Origin of the sequence: Sinorhizobium mexicanum, assembly GCF_013488225.1 — a bacterium.
In the GTDB taxonomy this organism is placed as follows: domain Bacteria; phylum Pseudomonadota; class Alphaproteobacteria; order Rhizobiales; family Rhizobiaceae; genus Sinorhizobium; species Sinorhizobium mexicanum.
In genome coordinates this window covers 3,743,389-3,761,675 of the sequence record NZ_CP041238.1, presented here as the reverse complement: position 1 = coordinate 3,761,675, position 18,287 = coordinate 3,743,389, and the positions used below count along the sequence as shown (strand labels likewise).

Genomic DNA, 18,287 nt, shown 5'->3' with positions numbered 1-18,287 from the left:
GACAGCCAGGCGGTTTTCTTACGCCTTGCGGCCCACGCAAGTTCGTTCGCTTCGTCTATCGCGCACGTATGCGCTAGTCCTGCTCCAGCATCAGTGTTGCCAGAGGCGGCAACGCGATGGTGGCGACCGTTATTCCCGTTGATTTTTGCTCCGCACGCACGGCACCGCCGTTGCCTTTGCCGCTCCCTCCATAGATCTCCGCATCGGTGTTAAGGATTTCCTTCCATCGTCCCGCGACCGGAAGCGGTATGTCGTAGTTTTCCCGGTACACCGGCGTGAAATTGGTGACGACGGCGACAAGCTTCTGACCTGGCGCTTTCCTGAGCCAGGCGAAGACGGAATTCTCGCGGTCGTCGGCGATCAGCCATTCGAAGCCCTCGCCCTCGCAGTCGCGCGCATACAGCGCCGCTTTCGAGCGGTAGGTGCCGTTCAGGTCGCGGATGAGACGACGCATTCCCTCGTGCAGATTGTATTCGAGCAGGTTCCAGTCGAGCGCGCGATCCTCCGACCATTCGCGCCATTGGGCGAATTCCTGGCCCATGAAGAGGAGTTTCTTGCCCGGATAGCCCCACATGAAGGCGTAATAGGCCCTGAGATTGGCGAACTTCTGCCAGTCGTCGCCGGCCATTTTCGCGATCAGCGATCCCTTGCCGTGCACCACCTCGTCATGCGACAGCGGCAGCACGAAATTCTCGCTGAAGGCGTAAAGCAGCCCGAAGGTCATGTCATTGTGATGGAACTTCCGGTGCACGGGCTCGCGCATGAGATATTGCAGCGTATCGTGCATGAAGCCCATGTTCCACTTGAAGCCGAAGCCGAGGCCACCCGCGTGAACCGGATGCGAAACCTTGGGCCAGGAAGTCGACTCCTCGGCGATCGTCAGCACCCCTTGGTGGATGCCGTAAAGACGGGAGTTCATCGTCTGTAGAAAGCGCACGGCTTCCAGGTTCTCGTTGCCGCCGTATTCGTTCGGCACCCATTCGCCGTACTTGCGCGAATAGTCGAGGTAGAGCATCGAGGCGACCGCATCGACGCGCAGACCGTCGACGTGGAACTTCTCCGCCCAATAGAGGGCATTGTTGACGAGATAGGCGAGAACCTCCTGGCGGCCGAAATTGTAGATCGCCGTGTTCCAGTCGGGATGAAAACCCTGGCGTGGGTCTGCATGCTCGTAGAGCGCGGTGCCGTCGAACCAGCGTAAGCCGTGCTCGTCTGTCGGGAAATGCGCCGGCACCCAGTCGAGAATGACGCCGATGCCGACCTTGTGGCAGCCGTTGACGAAGCGGGCGAAACCCTCGGGCTCGCCGAAACGAGCCGTCGGTGCGTAGAGGCCCGTGGTCTGATAACCCCAGGATGGATCGAACGGAAATTCGGAGATCGGCAGGAACTCGATATGCGTGAAACCCATGTCGACGCAGTAGGGAATGAGCCGGTCCGCCAGTTCGTCCCAGGAGAGCATCTCGCCGTTGTCGCGTCGCTGCCACGAGCCGGCGTGGACCTCGTAGATGGAGATCGGCTGCCGGCGCGGATCGGCCTCGCCCCAATGCTTCCGATGCGCTTCGTCCTCCCAGACCTGCGCGATCTCGCCCGTCGTCATCGAGGCCGTATCGGGGCGCAGTTCCGACCGGCGGGCGAAAGGGTCCGCCTTCAGCGGCAGGAGCGTCCCTTGGCTGTCGAGGATCTCATATTTGTAAGGCGCGCCAGCAGGGACGCCGGGAATGAATATCTCCCAGATGCCGGTGTCGGCGCGCAGGCGCATGACGTGCCGGCGTCCGTCCCAGTCGTTGAAACTGCCGACCACCGACACGCGTCGCGCGTTCGGGGCCCAGACGGCAAAGTGGAAGCCTTCCGCGCCGTCATGCGTGATCGGATGGGCGCCCATCCTGTCGAAGAGCCTGAGATGGGAGCCCTCGCGGATATAATAGTCGTCCATCGGCCCGAGAACGGGGCCGAAACTGTAGGGATCGACAACGATCCATTCACCGCCGCTGTTGATGGCGCGGTAACGAATGGGCTGCTCCTTGCGCAGAGACACGAGACCCTCGAAGAAGCCCGCGTCGTCGCGCCGGTTGAGCGTGCCGATTTCCTTGCCGGAGAGTGTTTCTGCCGTCACCGCTTCGGCGCCCGGAATGAAGCAGCGTGCAACATAGTTCTTGCCGGCGGCATGAACGCCGAGAACAGCGAAAGGATTGTCGTGGGTGCCGGAAAGTATTGCCGCGATTTCCGGTGCTGGCAGCACACCGGACGGAGCGTGCGCTGGGTCCTTACCGGGCGATACCGTCATCCAGCGCTCCAGATTTCCCCGGCATATTGCCGGATCGTGCGGTCGGACGAGAACCAGCCCATGCGCGCGGTATTGCGGATCGCCTGAGCGTACCAGGAGGATGGCTCGGTCCAGAGCCGATCGATCTCGCGCTGTGCCTTCGCATAGGCCTCGAAATCAGCGGCGACCATGAACCAGTCATGGTTGTAGAGCCCGTCGACGAGCCCGGCGAAGCGATTGCGGTCGTCCGGCGAGAATACGCCCGAGGCGATCGCTGAGAGCGCCTGCGACAACTCACGCGAGCCTTCGATAATGGCGCGCGGATTGTGTCCTTCCGCCCGCGCCTTTGCCACCTCCTCGGCGGTCATGCCGAAGATCTTGATGTTTTCCTCCCCCACCCAGTCGCGCATTTCGACATTGGCGCCGTCGAGCGTACCGATGGTGAGCGCGCCGTTCAGCGCAAATTTCATGTTGCCGGTGCCGGAGGCCTCCATGCCGGCGGTCGAGATCTGTTCGGAAAGATCGGCGGCCGGCACCATCACTTCGGCGAGCGACACGTTGTAGTTCGGAACGAAGACGATCTTCAGGAGGCCGCGCACCGCCGGGTCGTTGTTGATGACGCGGGCGACATCGTTGGCAAGTTTGATGATCAGCTTGGCGTTGTGATAGCTCGGCGCCGCTTTGCCGGCAAAGAGCTTGACCCGCGGCACCCAGTCGAGTTCGGGGTGCGAGCGGATCTGGTCATAGAGAGCGATCGCCTCGACGATGTTCAAGAGCTGCCGCTTGTATTCGTGGATGCGCTTGATCTGGATGTCGAACATCGCCGAGGGATCGAGCCGGATTCCAAGGTTTGCCTGGATGAGCTTTGCAAGCTTCACCTTGTTGGCACGCTTGACGGCGGCGAAGCTCTCCTGGAAGTCCGCCTTGTCGGCAAAGGCGTCGAGCGCCTGGAGTGCCTCGGTGTTGTCCATGAACTCGTCGCCGATCGCCTCACGAATGAGGCCGAACAGGCCGGGATTGCACTGCATCAGCCAGCGGCGCGGCGTAATGCCGTTGGTCTTGTTGTTGATGCGCTCGGGATAGAGCCGGTGCAGATCGGCAAAGACCGTTTCTTTCATCAGCTCGGTGTGCAGCGCCGAGACGCCGTTGATCGAATGCGAGCCGACAAAGGCGAGGTTGCCCATGCGCACGCGCCGTTCGCCCGTCTCCTCGATCAGCGAAATGTTGCGGATTTCCTCGTCGGTCGCGTGCTTCTGCCTGCGCGCCTCGATCAGGATCTTGGCATTGATGGCGTAGACGATCTGCATGTGGCGCGGCAGCAACCGCTCAAAGAGCGGCACCGGCCAGCTTTCCAGCGCTTCCGGCAGCAGCGTGTGATTGGTGTAGGCGAAGGTGCGGCGGGTGATGTCCCAGGCCTGCTCGAAATCGAGCCCGTGGACATCGGTCAGAAGACGCACGAGTTCCGCGACGGAAACGGCCGGGTGGGTATCGTTGAGCTGGATGGCGACCGCGTCCGGCAAGGACGTGAAGTCCGGATATTGCTGCAGGTGGCGGCGCAGAATGTCCTGCAGCGAGGCGGAAGAGAAGAAATACTCCTGTCTGAGGCGCAGTTCCTGTCCCGCCGGCGTCGCATCGGCCGGATAGAGCACGCGCGTCAGGCTCTCCGCCTTGTTGCTTTCGCGCAGCGCGCCGATATGGTCGCCGGCGTTGAAGGCCTCGAGGAGGATCGGATCGATCGGCTGAGCGGTCCAGAGGCGCAGCGTGTTGACGCGCTTTGCGCGCCAGCCGACGGCCGGTGTGTCGAAGGCGGTTGCGATGACGCGTTCGGCCGGTTTCCAGACGTAACGTTGAACTTCCTCGTCGATATTGACGGTTTCCACGACGCCGCCGTAGCCTATTTCATAGGAGCTTTCGCGCCGTTCGAATTCCCAGGGATTGCCGTGGGCCAGCCAGGTCTCGGGCAGTTCGACCTGCCAGCCGTCGGCCATTTGCTGGCGGAACAGGCCATGCATGTAGCGGATGCCGTAGCCGTAGGCGGGCACGTCGACTGTCGCCATGGACTCCATGAAGCAGGCGGCGAGCCGGCCGAGGCCGCCATTGCCAAGTGCTGCGTCGGGCTCGAGTTGCGCGACCACGTCGATATCGACGCCGAGCGACGCCAGCGCATCGCGCATCTCGTCCATCAGGCCGATATTCGTCATCGCGTCGCGCATCAAGCGGCCGATGAGGAACTCGAGCGACAGGTAGTAGACGCGTTTGGCGCCGGTGGCATAGGTCTTGCGGGTGGAGTCCATCCACTTGTCGGTGATGCGGTCACGGGCAACGAGAATGGCGGCCGTCAGCCAGTCATGCGGTTTGGCAACTTTCGGGTCTTTGCCGATGCGGTATTTGAGGCGTTCGAGGATTTCCACCGCGAGTTGGCCGGGCTCGGACGACCTGGGTGCGGGTTGCGGCAGTTCGGAGGTGGAGAGCCGATTCATCATAAGAATTGTCATGCCTTTTTCTGTTTGGCCTTTTTGCGTGCGGGAAGGCCGCGGGCCGGCGCCGGCCGGGAGTTAAGGCAATTTTGCATCGATCCGAAGCGCTTGCAACATGTACTTGCGCAGAACGAAAAATGCCGCCCGGCGAGGCCGGACGGCATGCATAGAGCTGTTTCGCGTCGACTATTGAGTGAGGCGGGAGACCATGGCAGAGGCCCGTTCGCCGATCGCCTTGAAGGCGGCAACGAGGTCGGCGGCTTCCTCGGCTTCGAAATAATGCGAGGTCGAGGAGGCACAATATTCCAGCAGTTTCTTGCCGCGGTCCGGCGCCATGAAGGCGACGCTGTAGATCTGAACCTTGTTGGCCTTGGCGGTGTCGCACCAGGACTTGGTGACCGTGTCGTCGTTGGCGTAGTTGTTCTCGCCGTCGGTCATGAAGACGATGTATTTCGTCGGAACCTGGCCGTTCTTGTTGGCGTGCGCCGTGTCTTCCGTCGATGCGATCACCTTCTGGTAGGCAGTCTTGAAGGCGTTGCCCGAGGCCGTGCCGCCTGTCGCGACCAGCGCATTGACGTAAGCTGCGGCTCCCGTCGTTCCCCAGGCGAGGCTGCCGGCGGGGTCCTGCGACGCGTTGTAGGAAACCGCCCCGGTGCGAACATAGATCGATCCCGGATCGGCGAGCATCAGCTGGGCGAACAGGTCGCTTGCAGCGGTCTTCAGCGCGTTGACCTTGGTGATGTAGCACGGGCTGGTCGCCGACAGGTTCGGATACTTGTTCCAGTTCGCCTCCGTGTAGTTGGGGCACTTGGACTTCGTCGTGTCGATCGTGTTCGTCTTCCAGGCCATCGATCCCGAACGGTCGAGCACGAGATACATGGAGAGCGCGTTCTTGCTCTCGGTTGCGCTTTCCGCCGTTGCCCGGGTTTCGAGCTCAATCGAATCCGTGCCCAGGAGGCGCGTCATCGCGTTGAACTCGATCCGGTGCTTGTTGAGGATCGAAACCTTGAAGGACTTCCCTTTCACGCCGTTGGGTGTCTCGGTGATGTTCACCTCCGAGGTATTGATATCGTCCCAATTCGGCGCCTCGGCAGCGGCCGCTGCGCTGTCCGTAGACTGGGCCGTCGCCGTTCCAGGCTGCGAGCCCTCGGCCGGGGTATCCGCCGAATTCGACGTTGCCATTTGCGCCTTCAGGAATTTGCGCGCGATTGCCTTGGCGGCGTCGATGTTTGGCTGTTCGTTGGAGACAAGAGCGGAAGCAGCGGCGAGCGCTGCGGCGTCGGTGGCGTCCTGCAGCTGGTTCTTGGTCATCAGCATGTTGGCCATGTCGATGGAAACACCGCCCGCTGCCAATAGCAGCGGCGCCACCAGCGCCGTCATCATTCCGAAATTACCGCCGCGGTCCGTCAGCATCATGCCGAAGGACCGTCTTACCATGGATTGTCTTCCCATCTTTGCACACCCCAACCAATACATCGCAAGCTTGGGTAGACATTAGCGGCGATGGATTACAATCTCGTTCAGGTAATTGTTTGAATTTTAATGAATTTCGGAGGAAATCCGTGCTTTCAAACGGTTTTCTCGCGATTGGTTGTCCGGAAACGGGACGCGGGTTGTACCAATTCGGGTCAGCCGACGGGAATGACGTCGACGGCCTGTTCGGTCGTATGGCTGCCATAGCTCTTGAGTATGCCGATGACAGGCGCGACGTCGCCATAGTCACGGCCGTGGCCCACGACGATGTGATCCGTGCCGGCAGGAATATTGTTCGTCGGGTCGAGCTCGATCCAGCCGCCCGCACTGCCGCACCAGAAGCGAACCCAGGCATGCATCGCGTCGGCGCCCTCCAGCCGTTCCTTGCCCGGTGGCGGCAAGGTTCTGAGGAATCCGCTGACATAGCCTGCCGGGATGCCGAGGCTGCGAAGAGCGACGATCATCACATGGGTGAAATCTTGGCAGACACCGCGCTTGAGCTTGAAGGCTTCCGCGGCCGTCGTGTTCACGGTTGTTGCCTCGGTATCATAGGAGAAATCGCGGTGGACGCGCTCGCAGATTGCCGTCCCGATCTGCCGCACCGTCATTTCCTCGTCGGCGATCGCGCGTGCGTAGGCCGCGATCTCCGGGGCGTCCGGCAGGAGCGGGCTCGGCCCGACGAAATGATGCGGCGACTGCGCATCGACCGACCAGCATGCGGCGAGCTGTGCTGGAAGACCCGCAAGCGGCGGCGTGAGGTCGGCGGTGAGCGCCTGCGCTTCCACCTGGACGCGTGCCTGCATGCGAATGGCAAGGCTGTCATGCACGGAGCGGAAAAGGATCGACGTGGTCGGGTTGGCGAAGAAATCCACGCTTTCAACCCGTTCGCCGGGGGTCGGCTGGCAGCTTATCGAGCCGACGACAAGCCGTTGACGACCGGGGATCGAGGCCGGCAGCACACGTACGAGATGGCGTCCGCCGGCGACCGGGACCTCGTAACCGTAAGTGATCTTCAGGTTGATGTCGTAGAGCATCAAGCCGTGCCCTTCGTTTCCAATAAGTTGGCGCAGAATGCGCGAGAAATACTGCCCACACTTTCCTCATCCTGCTCTAGCCGAGATAGGTTTGTGCGAGCAGGTTCGAAAGCTTCTCGAGGTCCCGTTCCAGTTGCTTGTAGACGGTCGCGGTCATTGCCTCCGGCGTCATCACCGCAAGGCCGGAATGAAGCCGCATCGTCTCGCGGTAGAAGGGTGACATCTGACCGTTGACGAACGCGTTCGGCAGCAGCTCCACCTCGGTCTTGATCTCGTTCAATTGGTAAAGAACCGAACGCGGATTGAGCGGATCGAGGGCGAGCAGGTCGGTGACGGTCAATGCTGCCGTATTGACGTTGTAGCGGCGGCGGTGGGTCATGACGCTGTCGCCGATCTCGAGCAGCATGTCATAGGCGCCGTCCGGAGCTTCGGGTCCCGACATGTGCCCAAGCAGGCGGGTCATGTGCAGGCCACGCTCGATGTAGCGACCGATCGACAGGAAGCGCCAGCCGGTGAAGCGGTACATGTTTTCGTGCACGAGGCCGGCAAAACCCGCGAGCTTGCGCAACAGAATGGTCATCGCATGCGTGGCGTCGTCGCCGGCCTGCACCGTCGCGCGGAACTTCCGCGCCGTCCTCGACAGATCGTTGAGAGCCAGCCACCCGTCGGGCGAGAACCGGTCGCGGATATTGCCGGCGCTGACGAGCGCGCTGTCGATATTGGCAAGCAGGCTGTCAGGCACCGGTTGCCGCGTGTTGATATCGAGAGCCGCCAGGTAGTCAGTGACGTCCTTCAAAAGCGGCATGTTGGGGTCGGCGGCTTGGGCGAAGCGTCCGTGCCAGGCGCGCAGGATCCTGAGAGCGCCTTCCGCCCGCTCGATATAGCGGCCGAGCCAGAAGAGGTTGTCGGCCGCGCGGCTCGGCAGGCTGCCCGGCATGTTGCGCGTGAAGCTCTCTTCGGCCGGGAGCAGCGTCGTGTACTCGACCGGCTTGTTGCTGACGATCCAGACATCGGCGGCCGTGCCGCCCGCCTGCATCGCGATCGCCGCCACGTCGTCGCCGGAGCCGATGCGCGCAAAACCGCCCGGCATGATCTGCCAGCCGTCGCGTGTGCGCGCGGCAAAGACCCGCAAGCTCATCGGTCGCGGCGTCAGCCGGCCGCGCACCCAGGCAGGGGTCGTCGACAGTGTGACGACCTCCTGGCCGACCAGCTTGCCGCCACCGGTTCCGAGCCATTCCGAAACCGACGTGCCACCCTCGCACAGGGACGTGCCGAGGACCGACTGTCCGTTGTCGTCGAAGAAGGGGCGGGTCGAATAGGCGGGGCCGATCACCATGCGCTCGACATTGCCGGCGACATTGTCGCGTTCGGCCTGCTGCCCGCACCACCAGGTGGCGATCGACGGCAGCCTTTGCTCCTCGCCAAGCAGGTGACGGCAGATCGCCGGCATGAAGGCGAGAAAGGCGCGGCTCTCGACGATGCCCGAGCCGAGCGCGTTGACGATCGAGACGGAGCCGGCCCTCAACGCCTCGACAATGCCGGGCGTGCCGATATGGGAGGATTGGTTGAGTTCGATCGGATCAGCGAAGGCCGCGTCGAGGCGGCGCCAGAGCACGCCGATAGGCTTGAGGCCGGCAACCGTGCGCACCATGACGCGACCGCCGACCACCGTCAGGTCCTCGCCTTCCAGCAGCATGAAGCCGAGGTAGCGGGCGATATAGGCGTGCTCGAAATAGGTCTCATTGGCAATGCCGGGCGAAAGGACGGCAATTCGATCGTCCGGATGTTGCTTTCGAGCTTGGAGCGTATCGCGGAAGGCGCCGAAGAAGCCCGCTAGTCGGTGGACGTGGGTTTCGGCATAGAGGTCGGAAAAGGCGCGTGTCGTCGCAACGCGGTTTTCCAGTGCGAACCCGGCCCCGGAGGGAGCCTCGGTCCGGTCGGAAAGCACCCACCAATTGCCGTCCGGCCCGCGTCCGATCTCGAAGGAACAGAAGTGCAGGAAATGTCCGTCGGCGGGTTTGACACCGACCAGCGGGCGCAGGAACTCCGGGTTGGAGGCGACGAGCGCGGGGGGCAACAGGCCCTCCTGGACCAGGCGGTTTTCGCCGTAGATATCGGCGACCACGCGCTCGAGCAGTTCGGCACGCTGGATCAGCCCTTGCGAAACGACGGCCCATTCCGCCTCGTCGATCAGGACGGGGATGTGGGACAGCGGCCAGCTTCGTTCCGAATTCTCCCGGCCGCCATAGGCCCGATAGAAAACGCCGGCATCGCGCAAATAGCGATCGGCGCGGGCGAAGCGGTTGGCGAGATCCGTTTCGTCCATGCGGCCGAGGGCCGAGAGTAGCGGCTGCCAGACCGGCCGGACATTGCCGTCGCGATCGAGCATCTCGTCGGCGATTCCCGGAAGGGCGCGATAGCCGAACACCGGGTCGCCGTCGCGCCGATGCTTTTCTTCCGCCTCTGCCGTCTGTTTCTTCGCCATCTACACTCCTGCCGGACGTCTCAGGTCGAGCGTCAGCGGAAATTCCGCCGGCGGGGCCTCGGGTTGAAGCCGATACCCGCCGGTGGTGTGGCCCCAGGGCTCGAAGCGTGCCAGGCGGCGCGCTTCCGCCTCGTTGCCGTTAACCGGAAATGTCTCATAGTTGCGGCCGCCGGGATGCGCCACATGATAGACGCAGCCGCCGATCGCCCGGTTCGACCATGTATCATAAATATCGAATGTGAGGGGAGTGTTGACCGGCAGGACCGGATGCAGACCGGTGGCGGGCTGCCAGGCCTTGTAACGTACGCCTGCGACGGCCACGCCACTTTTCCCGGTCCGTGTCAGCGGCACGGGGCGGCCATTGCAGGCGACCTTGTAGCGATCCGGATTGGCGGTTTCGAGCTTGACCTGCAATCGCTCCACCGAGGAATCGACAAAACGCACGGTACCGCCGATCGCGCCATGTTCTCCCATCACATGCCAGGGTTCGAGGGCCTGTCGCAGTTCGAGCTTGGCCTTTTCATATTCCACCTCGCCGCAGAACGGGAAACGGAATTCGAGCTGTGCCTCGAACCATTCGGGCCTCAAATCGAAGCCGTAGGTGCGCAGGTCGGCAAGCACGTCGAGAAAATCCTGCCAGACATGGTGCGGCAGCATGAAGCGATCGTGCAGAACCGTGCCCCAGCGCACGAAGCCGCCATCGATAGGGCTTTTCCAGAAGCGGGCGATAAGCGCGCGAACGAGCAATTGCTGGGCGAGCGACATGCGGGCGTTCGGCGGCATCTCGAAACCGCGGAACTCGATCAGTCCGAGCCGCCCGGTCGGTCCGTCCGGTGAGAAGAGCTTGTCGATGCAAATTTCGGAGCGATGGGTATTGCCGGTGACGTCGACGAGCAGGTTGCGGAACAACCGGTCCACCAGCCATGGCAAGGGAGCCGGGCGATCGCCGCCGGGCGGCGGTACCTGTGCGAGCGCAATCTCCAATTCATAGAGCGAATCGTGGCGCGCCTCGTCGATGCGCGGCGCCTGGCTGGTCGGCCCGATGAAAAGGCCGGAAAAGAGATAGGAGAGCGAGGGGTGGCGCTGCCAGTGGAGCACGATGCTCTTCAGAAGATCCGGCCGACGCAGGAACGGGCTGTCATTGGGGCTGCGGCCGCCGACGACCACGTGATTGCCGCCGCCGGTTCCGGTGTGGCGGCCGTCGATCATGAACTTGTCGGTGCCGAGCCGGCTCTGGCGGGCCTCCTCGTGGATCGCCGTGGTGATGTCGACGCATTCCCGCCAGTTCGCTGCCGGGTGAATGTTGACCTCGATCACGCCGGGATCCGGAGCGACGCGGATGACGTTGATGCGCTCATCCTGCGGCGGCGCATAGCCTTCGATATGCACCGGCATGCCGAGCACGGCGGCGGCCCGCTCGGTCGAGGCGACGAGATCGAGATATTCCTCGATGCTGGTGGTCGGCGGCATGAAGACGCAAAGCCGCCCGTCGCGCGGTTCCACGCTGATCGCGGTGCGGACGGCGCCGTCGATCTCGTCGCGAGAGGGCGGCAGCGGCGTCGGCGACTCCTCGGACGGTTGGAAGCGCGACGGCTGCACGCGGCCCCGGCTCTCGCTGAAATTCGGCAGGTCGTCACGCGAAACTGTCGGATCCACCGGATTGACATAGGGGTAGGCAGACGGCGCGATATGGGGGAGCGAGCCGAGCGGCAGGCGATAGCCGACCGGGCTGTCACCGGGCACGAGGAAAATCCGGCCGCGCCGGGTCTTCCATTTCTCGCTCATCCATCGCCGGTCACTCGCACGTGCGTTCCAGGCCTGCACTGGCAGAACGTAGCCCGTCGGGGCCGTGAGCCCGCGCTCGAAGACGCGGGCGAGGCGGCTGCGCTCTTCCGGATCCTTGAGTTTGGAATTGGAAGGGTCGACGTTGTCCGGAAGGTTTGCTTCCTTGACGATCCACTCGGCCGGGTCCTCATAGGCCGGAACGACCATGTCCGCATCGACGTCGAGTTCGCCGGCAATCGCGACGAGCAGGCGCTCGGCGTCCTCCCCGGTGATTTCGTGCCGGCCGTTTTCCTCGGCGATCAGACTGGGCTGGCGCCAGATCGGCACGCCGTCTCTGCGCCAGCAGAGGGAAAAGGTCCAGCGCGGCAGGCTTTCGCCCGGATACCACTTGCCCTGTCCGTAATGCAGGAAGCCGCCCGGCGCGAAGCGCTCACGCAGGCGGCGGATGAGCGCATCCGCCTTCTTGCGCTTCGTGGGGCCGACCGCTGCGGTGTTCCATTCATCGGATTCGAAATCGTCGATCGAGACGAAGGTCGGTTCGCCGCCCATGGTCAGGCGAACGTCGTTTTCCGCCAGCACACGATCGACTTCATCACCGAGCGCATTCAGCGCTTCCCAGCTCTCGTCGGAAAAGGGCTTGGTGATGCGCGGATGTTCGGCGACGCGAGCAACGTTCATGTCGAAGGCGAAATCGCTTCTCGTGTCCGGATCGCCGAAGAACTCGCCGGATATCGGCGCGGCGTTTCGATAATGCGGGGTGGCGGCGAGCGGAACGTGGCTCTCTCCGGTCAATAGACCTGACGTCGGATCGAGCCCGATCCAGCCGGCACCCGGAAGATAGACCTCGGCCCAGGCGTGAAGGTCGGTGAAGTCGTATTCGGTGCCGGAGGGGCCGTCGAGGGCTTTCAGGTCCGGCCTCAGCTGGATCAGATAGCCGGAGACGAAGCGGGCGGCAAAGCCGAGATTGCGAAGGATCTGCACCAGCAGCCAACTGGAATCGCGGCATGAGCCCCTGGCAGTGCCGAGCGTCTCTTCCGGCGACTGGACGCCCGCCTCCATGCGGATGACATAGCCGATTTCCTTCTGCAGCCGCGTGTTGAGAGCGACGATCTTGTCGACGGTGCGCTGGCGTGACCGGTCGACGCTCTCCATGAATTGCGAAAGCCTTGGCCCGATCGGCTCCGGCGTCATGTAGATCTTCAGGTCCTCGCTCAAGTCTTCGGGATAACCGAAAGGCCAGTGCTCGGCTTCTTCCTCTACGAAGAAATCGAATGGGTTGTAGACGGTCATGTCGGCGACCAGGTCGACCTCGATCTTCAGTTCCGTCACCGGATCGGGAAAGACGTAGCGGGCCAGATAGTTGCCGTAGGGGTCTTGCTGCAAATTGACGAAATGGTTGGCAGGCGAGACTTTCAGCGAGTGGCTGATGACCTTGGTCTTCGAATGCGCGGCAGGTTTCAGCCGGATGATCTGCGGTGTGAGGCTCACCGGGCGGTCGTAGGTGTAGTGCGTGAGGTGGTAGATGCTGGCCTTGATCGACATGCAGATTTTCCCCTCGATGGCCGGTCCGTTGCCGGCCATTCATGGGGAACTTTGTGCAATGCGAAGAAAGAAAGCAAGCCGAAAGCCGGGGCGCAAATCCCGGGCGTCGCCCGCTCAGACCGGCGGAGGGTTGATGCGGGCGAAGCCTTCCTGCCGGTAGTAGGGGAAATGCGGGTATGGCGCCGTCATTGCACTCACCTTATCGAGACGCGCCAGCTGATCGGCAGAGAGCGACCAGCCGACAGCGCCGAGGTTTTGCCGGAGCTGCTCTTCGTTGCGGGCGCCGACGATGACGCTCGAAACGGTCGGCCGCTGCAGAAGCCAGTTGATGGCGATCTGCGGCACGGTCCTGCCGGTTTCGTCTGCCAGGGCATCGAGCACGTCGACGATGTCGTAGAGCTTTTCATCGTCGACCGGCGGTCCGAACGCCGCGGTGTCGTGCAGCCGGCTTCCGGGCGGCCACGGCTCCCCGCGGCGGATTTTGCCCGTCAGCCGGCCCCAGCCCAGCGGACTCCAGACGAGAGCCCCGACACCCTGGTCGAGCCCGAGCGGCATCAGTTCCCATTCGTAATCGCGGCCGATCAGCGAATAGTAGACCTGGTTGGCGACGTAGCGGGGATAGCCGTGTCTCTCGGCGAGCGCGAGCGATTTCATCAACTGCCAGCCGGCGAAGTTGGAGACGCCGACATAGCGGAGCTTGCCGGCGCGAACCAAGACGTCGAATGTCGAGAGCACCTCTTCGATCGGCGTTCCGGCGTCGAAAGCGTGCAACTGCATGAGGTCGATATAGTCGGTTCCGAGACGCTTCAGCGCCGCTTCGACACCGTGGATGAGACGCGAGCGCGATGAACCGGCGTCGTTCGGCCCGTCGCCCATCGGCAGCGACATCTTGGTGGACAGGATCGCCTTCTCTCGGCGGCCCTTGATCGCCGCGCCGAGCACTTCCTCCGAGGCGCCATCGGAGTAGACATCCGCCGTGTCGAAGAGATTGACGCCGGCCTCGAGGCAGATATCGACAAGGCGACGCGCTTGCGCGTCGTCCGTCGTGCCCCAGGCGCCGAAGAGCGGACCCTTTCCGCCGAACGTGCCTGCGCCGAAGCTCAGTGCCGGAACTTTCAGACCAGACGAGCCGAGCCGTCGATACTCCATTTTGCAACTCCCTTGTCGTTTCAATGCATCTGGAGACATGAAGGTGGAGCTCTTTGCCTTTTGGAGATAGACTGCTGTTCGGAACATCATTTGTGAGTTGAAGTCATATGTCTCGGCTTTCCGTCAATCGTTCAGGGGAAATGGAAGTGTTCGCCAGGGCGGTTGAACTCGGCGGCTTCTCGTCGGCAGCGCGCCATTTCCGCATGACGCCATCGGCAGTCAGCAAGCTTGTCCTCCGGCTCGAGGAGCGGCTTGGCGTCCGCCTCGTCAACCGGTCCACGCGGCGGCTGCAACTGACGCCGGAGGGCAGTGCCTTCTACGAGCGCACTGCCCGCATCCTGGCCGACATCGAGGAGGCCGAACGTTGTGCGGCCGGAGGCGAGATGCCGACGGGTCGGGTCCGGCTGAATGTCAGCGCTTCCTTCGCAACCCATATCCTGATGCCGCTGCTGCCGGAATTCCGGGGGCGCTTTCCCGCTGTCTCGCTTGATATCGTCCAGACCGACGCGGTGGTCGACCTGATCGAGGCGCATGCCGATATCGCCATCCGATCAGGGCCGCTGAAGAGTTCGGCGCTGATTGCCCGCAAGCTCGGCACCACGCGAATGGTGATCGTGGCCGCGCCCTCCTACCTCGATCAGTACGGGACGCCCTCGACCATCGAAGAGCTGGAGGGCCATAACCGGCTCGGCTTCTGCTATGCGCGCGCCGTCGACGGCTGGCCGATCCGGTCCGACGGAGAAACGATCATTCTGCCGGCTTCAGGCATGCTGCAGGTGAGCGACGGCGAGGGGCTCCGCCATCTCGCCCTTGCCGGCGCCGGACTGGCGCGGCTTGCGGAGTTCACCGTGCGCGCCGACATTGACGCCGGGCGGCTCGTTCCCGTGCTGGAAGACTTCAATCCCGGCGATCTGGAAGAGATCCACGCCGTCTTCCTCGGCCAAGGCGGCGCGCTTCCCGCGCGTATTCGGGCCGTGCTCGACTTTCTTGGTCGGAATGCCCGCGTGGCGCCGGAACCGGTCGGGCGGGCGAGCGATCACCCCAGCGCGCCGCCTCAATCAGCTGCGATTTAAGGAAATATGCAGCAGGCCGGCGTCGAGACGGCTCGGCGTGCGACATGCACGAGTTTGGATTGGAGAGGGGGCGCCCCGCATGGAGAGGCGCCCTTGGCTCTTAAGGTGTCACTGGTCGACAGGCCGTCAACGTCTCGGTGCAACGAGGGCAAAAAGGGCGCCCTGCGGATCGATGCATTGTACGATCCAGGCTCCGCCCGGCACTTCCATGGGCTCCAGGACGATCTTGCCGCCACCGGCTTTTGCCCGCTCGATCGCGGCATCCAGCGCCTCGACGTTGAAATAGTAAAGCCAGTAGGGGGAGGGAACCTCCTTCGGCTTGGTCATCATGCCGCCGATCGGGGTGCCGTTCCAGGCGAAGATCTGGTAGGTGCCCATGTCGCCCATGTCCATCGCCTGGTCCTTGGTCCAGCCGAAAAGGCTGGAGTAGAACGGGAACGCGGTCTCGAGGTCGCCGGCCATCAGCTCGTGCCAGCCGACGTTTCCGGGCGCCATCTGCTCGAGGGCCGCAGGCGCCTCACTCGTCCCTTTGAAAAGCGCGAACACGGCGCCGTGCGGATCGGTGACGATGGCAAAGCGGCCGACACCCGGTATGTCGTCCGGAGCGCGGTGAACATTGCCGCCGTCTGCTGCGAGCTTGGCGGCGGTCGCGTCGACGTCATCGACGGCGACATAGCCGAGCCAGGCAGGCGGGATCTTCATCTCCAGCGCGCCCTCGGGCATTGTCATCAATCCCGCCACCTGCCGATCACCTGCGGAGAACAGCGTGTACTCGATGCCCGGCATACCGGCATCGCTGCCGCTCCAGCCAACAACGCTTTCGTAGAAAGTTTGGGCGGCCTTCGTGTCGGTCGTCATCAGTTCATACCAGACGAATTTCCCATGCTGACCCGTCATTTTCCGTCCTCCGGTTTTTTGCTGTGGGGATCTGCTGTCATTCGCGGCAGCGGAACAGTGGTTTGCCTGCCGTCACTGAAGCGCATCGCGTTCAGACGAATTCATGAGACGCGCTTTACCTCTTCTTCGCTCTTATGCATGTCGCCTTAGCGCCGGCGATATTCGGCGGCCATGATCTCCTTCCAGTTTCCGTCTTCGGTCTGGACACGGGCCGTCAGCGTGCGGTGATTGCCGTCGATGAGGGTTATTACGTCCTGATAGCTGGCGGATCTGCCGGGTCGGTCGAAGTCCGGCCCCTCGCAGTTAAGCGTAAGCGTCTTGCGGTCGTCTTCGAGCACGCCGTCATAGACCCACATGTGCGTCATCATCGAGCCGACCCAGGTGCCGACATAGCGGTTCGTCTGTGGGTTGAAGCCAAGGGTCATCAACGATTGGCCGGCGCTGCCGTCCGACATCGTGCCTTGTCCCTCGCAGACAATCCAGAGGCCCTGCATTGAGCGAACGTTTTCCGTCCACGGAGCCTGCGGCGGGCCGTCCTCGGTCGGCGATAGCGACGTGACTTGCCACTCACCGAGCAATTGTTCCAGCCAGCGGTGTTCTTCCTGCGGCTCCGCCTTCATCAATCCCTCCAATGGCGAGACGCGCCGTCCCGGACTGGAGCGCCGCGTGACATAGCAACGCTCGGAAACGCCGATGGTTCCCCTTGGCGTCAGGCTCTTTGCCTGGGCGCTTCCTCGTATTCGTCGTGGCGGCGGACGAAGTCCATAATCGTGCCTTCGTTCCGACCCTTCGGCGCCCGGTCAAGCAGCATGAAGGTGCCGACAAGTTCCTCCAGGCCGCGGGCATAGGTGGAGTAGGTATGATAGACGGTGCCGTCCTCGTCCTTGTAGAAGGCGCTGAGCCCGGGAAGCTCTTCGTAGGCCTCATTGCTGTCGATTTCCGTGAAATTGTAGACGACCTTGTCGCCCGCGAGTTCGGTGGGCGTGAAGGACACATGGAAGTCGCTGTTGAAGCCGTTGCCTTCAGCCGACACCCACGGGAAGTGCCAGCCCATTCTCTTGCGATAGGCTTCGATCTTGGCGAGCGGCGCGTTCGAAGCTGCGATCAGCGTAACGTCGTGATGATTGAGATGCGGCAGCATGCCGGCGAAATGATCGGCCAGGAACGAGCAGCTTGGACAGCCGGCTTCCCAGTCTGCTCCAAGCATGAAGTGATAGACGACGAGCTGGCTGCGCCCGCCGAAAAGCTCCGGCAATGTCTTGGGGCCGGCGAGCGTTTCGAAGACATAGGATTTGTCCATCCGTACCCAAGGCAGAGCCTGACGCTCGGCATTGATCCGGTCCCGCAAGCGGGTGTGCTCCTTTTCCAGGGCGAGAAGCGATTTGCGTGCCTTCAGCCATTCCTCGGGTGACACAACGGCGTGGTTCGGTCTCATGCTCTTCCTCCTCACGAAATGTAGCACTTGACTAATTACGTTGATATCAACATTACTCAACCATGTCAAAGTCGCTTCTGGTACCCTTCGCCACTACCGTCCTCGTCAGGGACAACTGCCTGTGCCTGCATATCCAGCGCGCTGCCCGGGCACTCGCACGCCGGTTCGACGAGGCGCTGCGGCCCCTCGATATCACAAACGGGCAGTTCTCGCTGCTGATGTCGCTCAACCGGCCGGAACCGCCGAGTATCAGCATGGTTGCGTCGCTGCTTGCCATGGACCGCACGACACTGACCGCTGCGCTGAAGCCGCTTGAGCGTCGCGGGCTTATCGACGTCCTTGTCGATCCGGAGGACCGTCGGTTGCGCCGCCTGCGGCTGACGGCGGAAGGCGAGCGGCTGCTAGCTGAGGCCGTGCCGATCTGGAAGGAAACCCATGCCGAGGTCGATGGACAGCTCGGCGCGACTGTTCCGGACCGCCTGCGCGCCGATCTTGTGGCGCTAACCCAAGACGGGACGCGAGCCGCCGAGATCTTATCGGTGGAGGCGTGAACGATCGGGGCCGGCATATCGCAGCCACTCAAAGTGCTACCGCGTCCTTAGTCCGTCTGGCGGACGAGGAGACCTTTCCGTCCGCTTTTCCCGCTCTAACTTTGCGAAAATCAAAGCCTTGAT

12 protein-coding genes are annotated in these 18,287 nt (G+C 62.8%); 2 read left to right on the top strand and 10 right to left on the bottom strand.

Annotated elements, in window-relative coordinates; all coding sequences use genetic code 11:
• Positions 1–73 precede the first annotated feature (73 nt).
• The 7 genes from glgB to FKV68_RS17675 form a co-directional block, all read right to left on the bottom strand.
• The gene (gene glgB / locus FKV68_RS17705; protein WP_180939090.1) at positions 74–2,284 is read right to left on the bottom strand and encodes a 1,4-alpha-glucan branching protein GlgB; all 2,211 of its coding nucleotides are present in this window, start codon (positions 2,282–2,284) and stop codon (positions 74–76) included.
• A complete protein-coding gene (locus FKV68_RS17700) occupies positions 2,281–4,758 on the bottom strand; it encodes a glycogen/starch/alpha-glucan phosphorylase (RefSeq protein WP_425347615.1) in 2,478 nt (825 codons plus the stop codon). The genes glgB and FKV68_RS17700 overlap by 4 nt, the downstream gene beginning before the upstream one ends.
• 168 nt (positions 4,759–4,926) lie before the next feature.
• The gene (locus FKV68_RS17695; RefSeq protein WP_180939089.1) at positions 4,927–6,192 is read right to left on the bottom strand and encodes a vWA domain-containing protein; all 1,266 of its coding nucleotides are present in this window, start codon (positions 6,190–6,192) and stop codon (positions 4,927–4,929) included.
• Positions 6,193–6,368: 176 nt separating this feature from the next.
• Positions 6,369–7,247 carry a transglutaminase family protein gene (locus FKV68_RS17690; RefSeq protein WP_180939088.1) on the bottom strand — a complete coding sequence of 293 codons (879 nt, stop codon included), beginning with the start codon at positions 7,245–7,247 and terminating at the stop codon, positions 6,369–6,371.
• Positions 7,248–7,323: 76 nt separating this feature from the next.
• Positions 7,324–9,732 (bottom strand): circularly permuted type 2 ATP-grasp protein, encoded by a 2,409-nt coding sequence (locus FKV68_RS17685; RefSeq protein ID WP_180939087.1) that lies wholly within the window; start codon positions 9,730–9,732, stop codon positions 7,324–7,326.
• Positions 9,733–13,059 (bottom strand): transglutaminase family protein, encoded by a 3,327-nt coding sequence (locus FKV68_RS17680; RefSeq protein ID WP_180939086.1) that lies wholly within the window; start codon positions 13,057–13,059, stop codon positions 9,733–9,735.
• Between the two features lie 114 nt (positions 13,060–13,173).
• Positions 13,174–14,208 carry an aldo/keto reductase gene (locus FKV68_RS17675; protein WP_180939085.1) on the bottom strand — a complete coding sequence of 345 codons (1,035 nt, stop codon included), beginning with the start codon at positions 14,206–14,208 and terminating at the stop codon, positions 13,174–13,176.
• 107 nt (positions 14,209–14,315) lie between these two features.
• Between FKV68_RS17675 and FKV68_RS17670 the strand changes: the two genes are divergently transcribed.
• Positions 14,316–15,281 carry a LysR family transcriptional regulator gene (locus FKV68_RS17670; protein ID WP_180939084.1) on the top strand — a complete coding sequence of 322 codons (966 nt, stop codon included), beginning with the start codon at positions 14,316–14,318 and terminating at the stop codon, positions 15,279–15,281.
• A 126-nt stretch (positions 15,282–15,407) separates the two neighbouring features.
• Here FKV68_RS17670 and FKV68_RS17665 read toward each other — a convergent pair whose 3' ends face one another.
• The 3 genes from FKV68_RS17665 to FKV68_RS17655 form a co-directional block, all read right to left on the bottom strand.
• A complete protein-coding gene (locus FKV68_RS17665) occupies positions 15,408–16,178 on the bottom strand; it encodes a VOC family protein (protein WP_180939083.1) in 771 nt (256 codons plus the stop codon).
• Between the two features lie 146 nt (positions 16,179–16,324).
• On the bottom strand, positions 16,325–16,798 hold the full coding sequence (locus tag FKV68_RS17660; RefSeq protein ID WP_180939082.1) for a DUF1579 domain-containing protein: 474 nt from the start codon (positions 16,796–16,798) through the stop codon (positions 16,325–16,327).
• A gap of 89 nt (positions 16,799–16,887) precedes the next feature.
• Complete coding sequence (locus FKV68_RS17655; RefSeq protein WP_180939081.1) at positions 16,888–17,613, bottom strand: DUF899 domain-containing protein; 726 nt, start codon at positions 17,611–17,613, stop codon at positions 16,888–16,890.
• Between the two features lie 62 nt (positions 17,614–17,675).
• Here FKV68_RS17655 and FKV68_RS17650 point away from each other — a divergent pair, with 62 nt between their 5' ends.
• On the top strand, positions 17,676–18,164 hold the full coding sequence (locus FKV68_RS17650; protein WP_180939080.1) for a MarR family winged helix-turn-helix transcriptional regulator: 489 nt from the start codon (positions 17,676–17,678) through the stop codon (positions 18,162–18,164).
• Positions 18,165–18,287 lie beyond the last annotated feature (123 nt).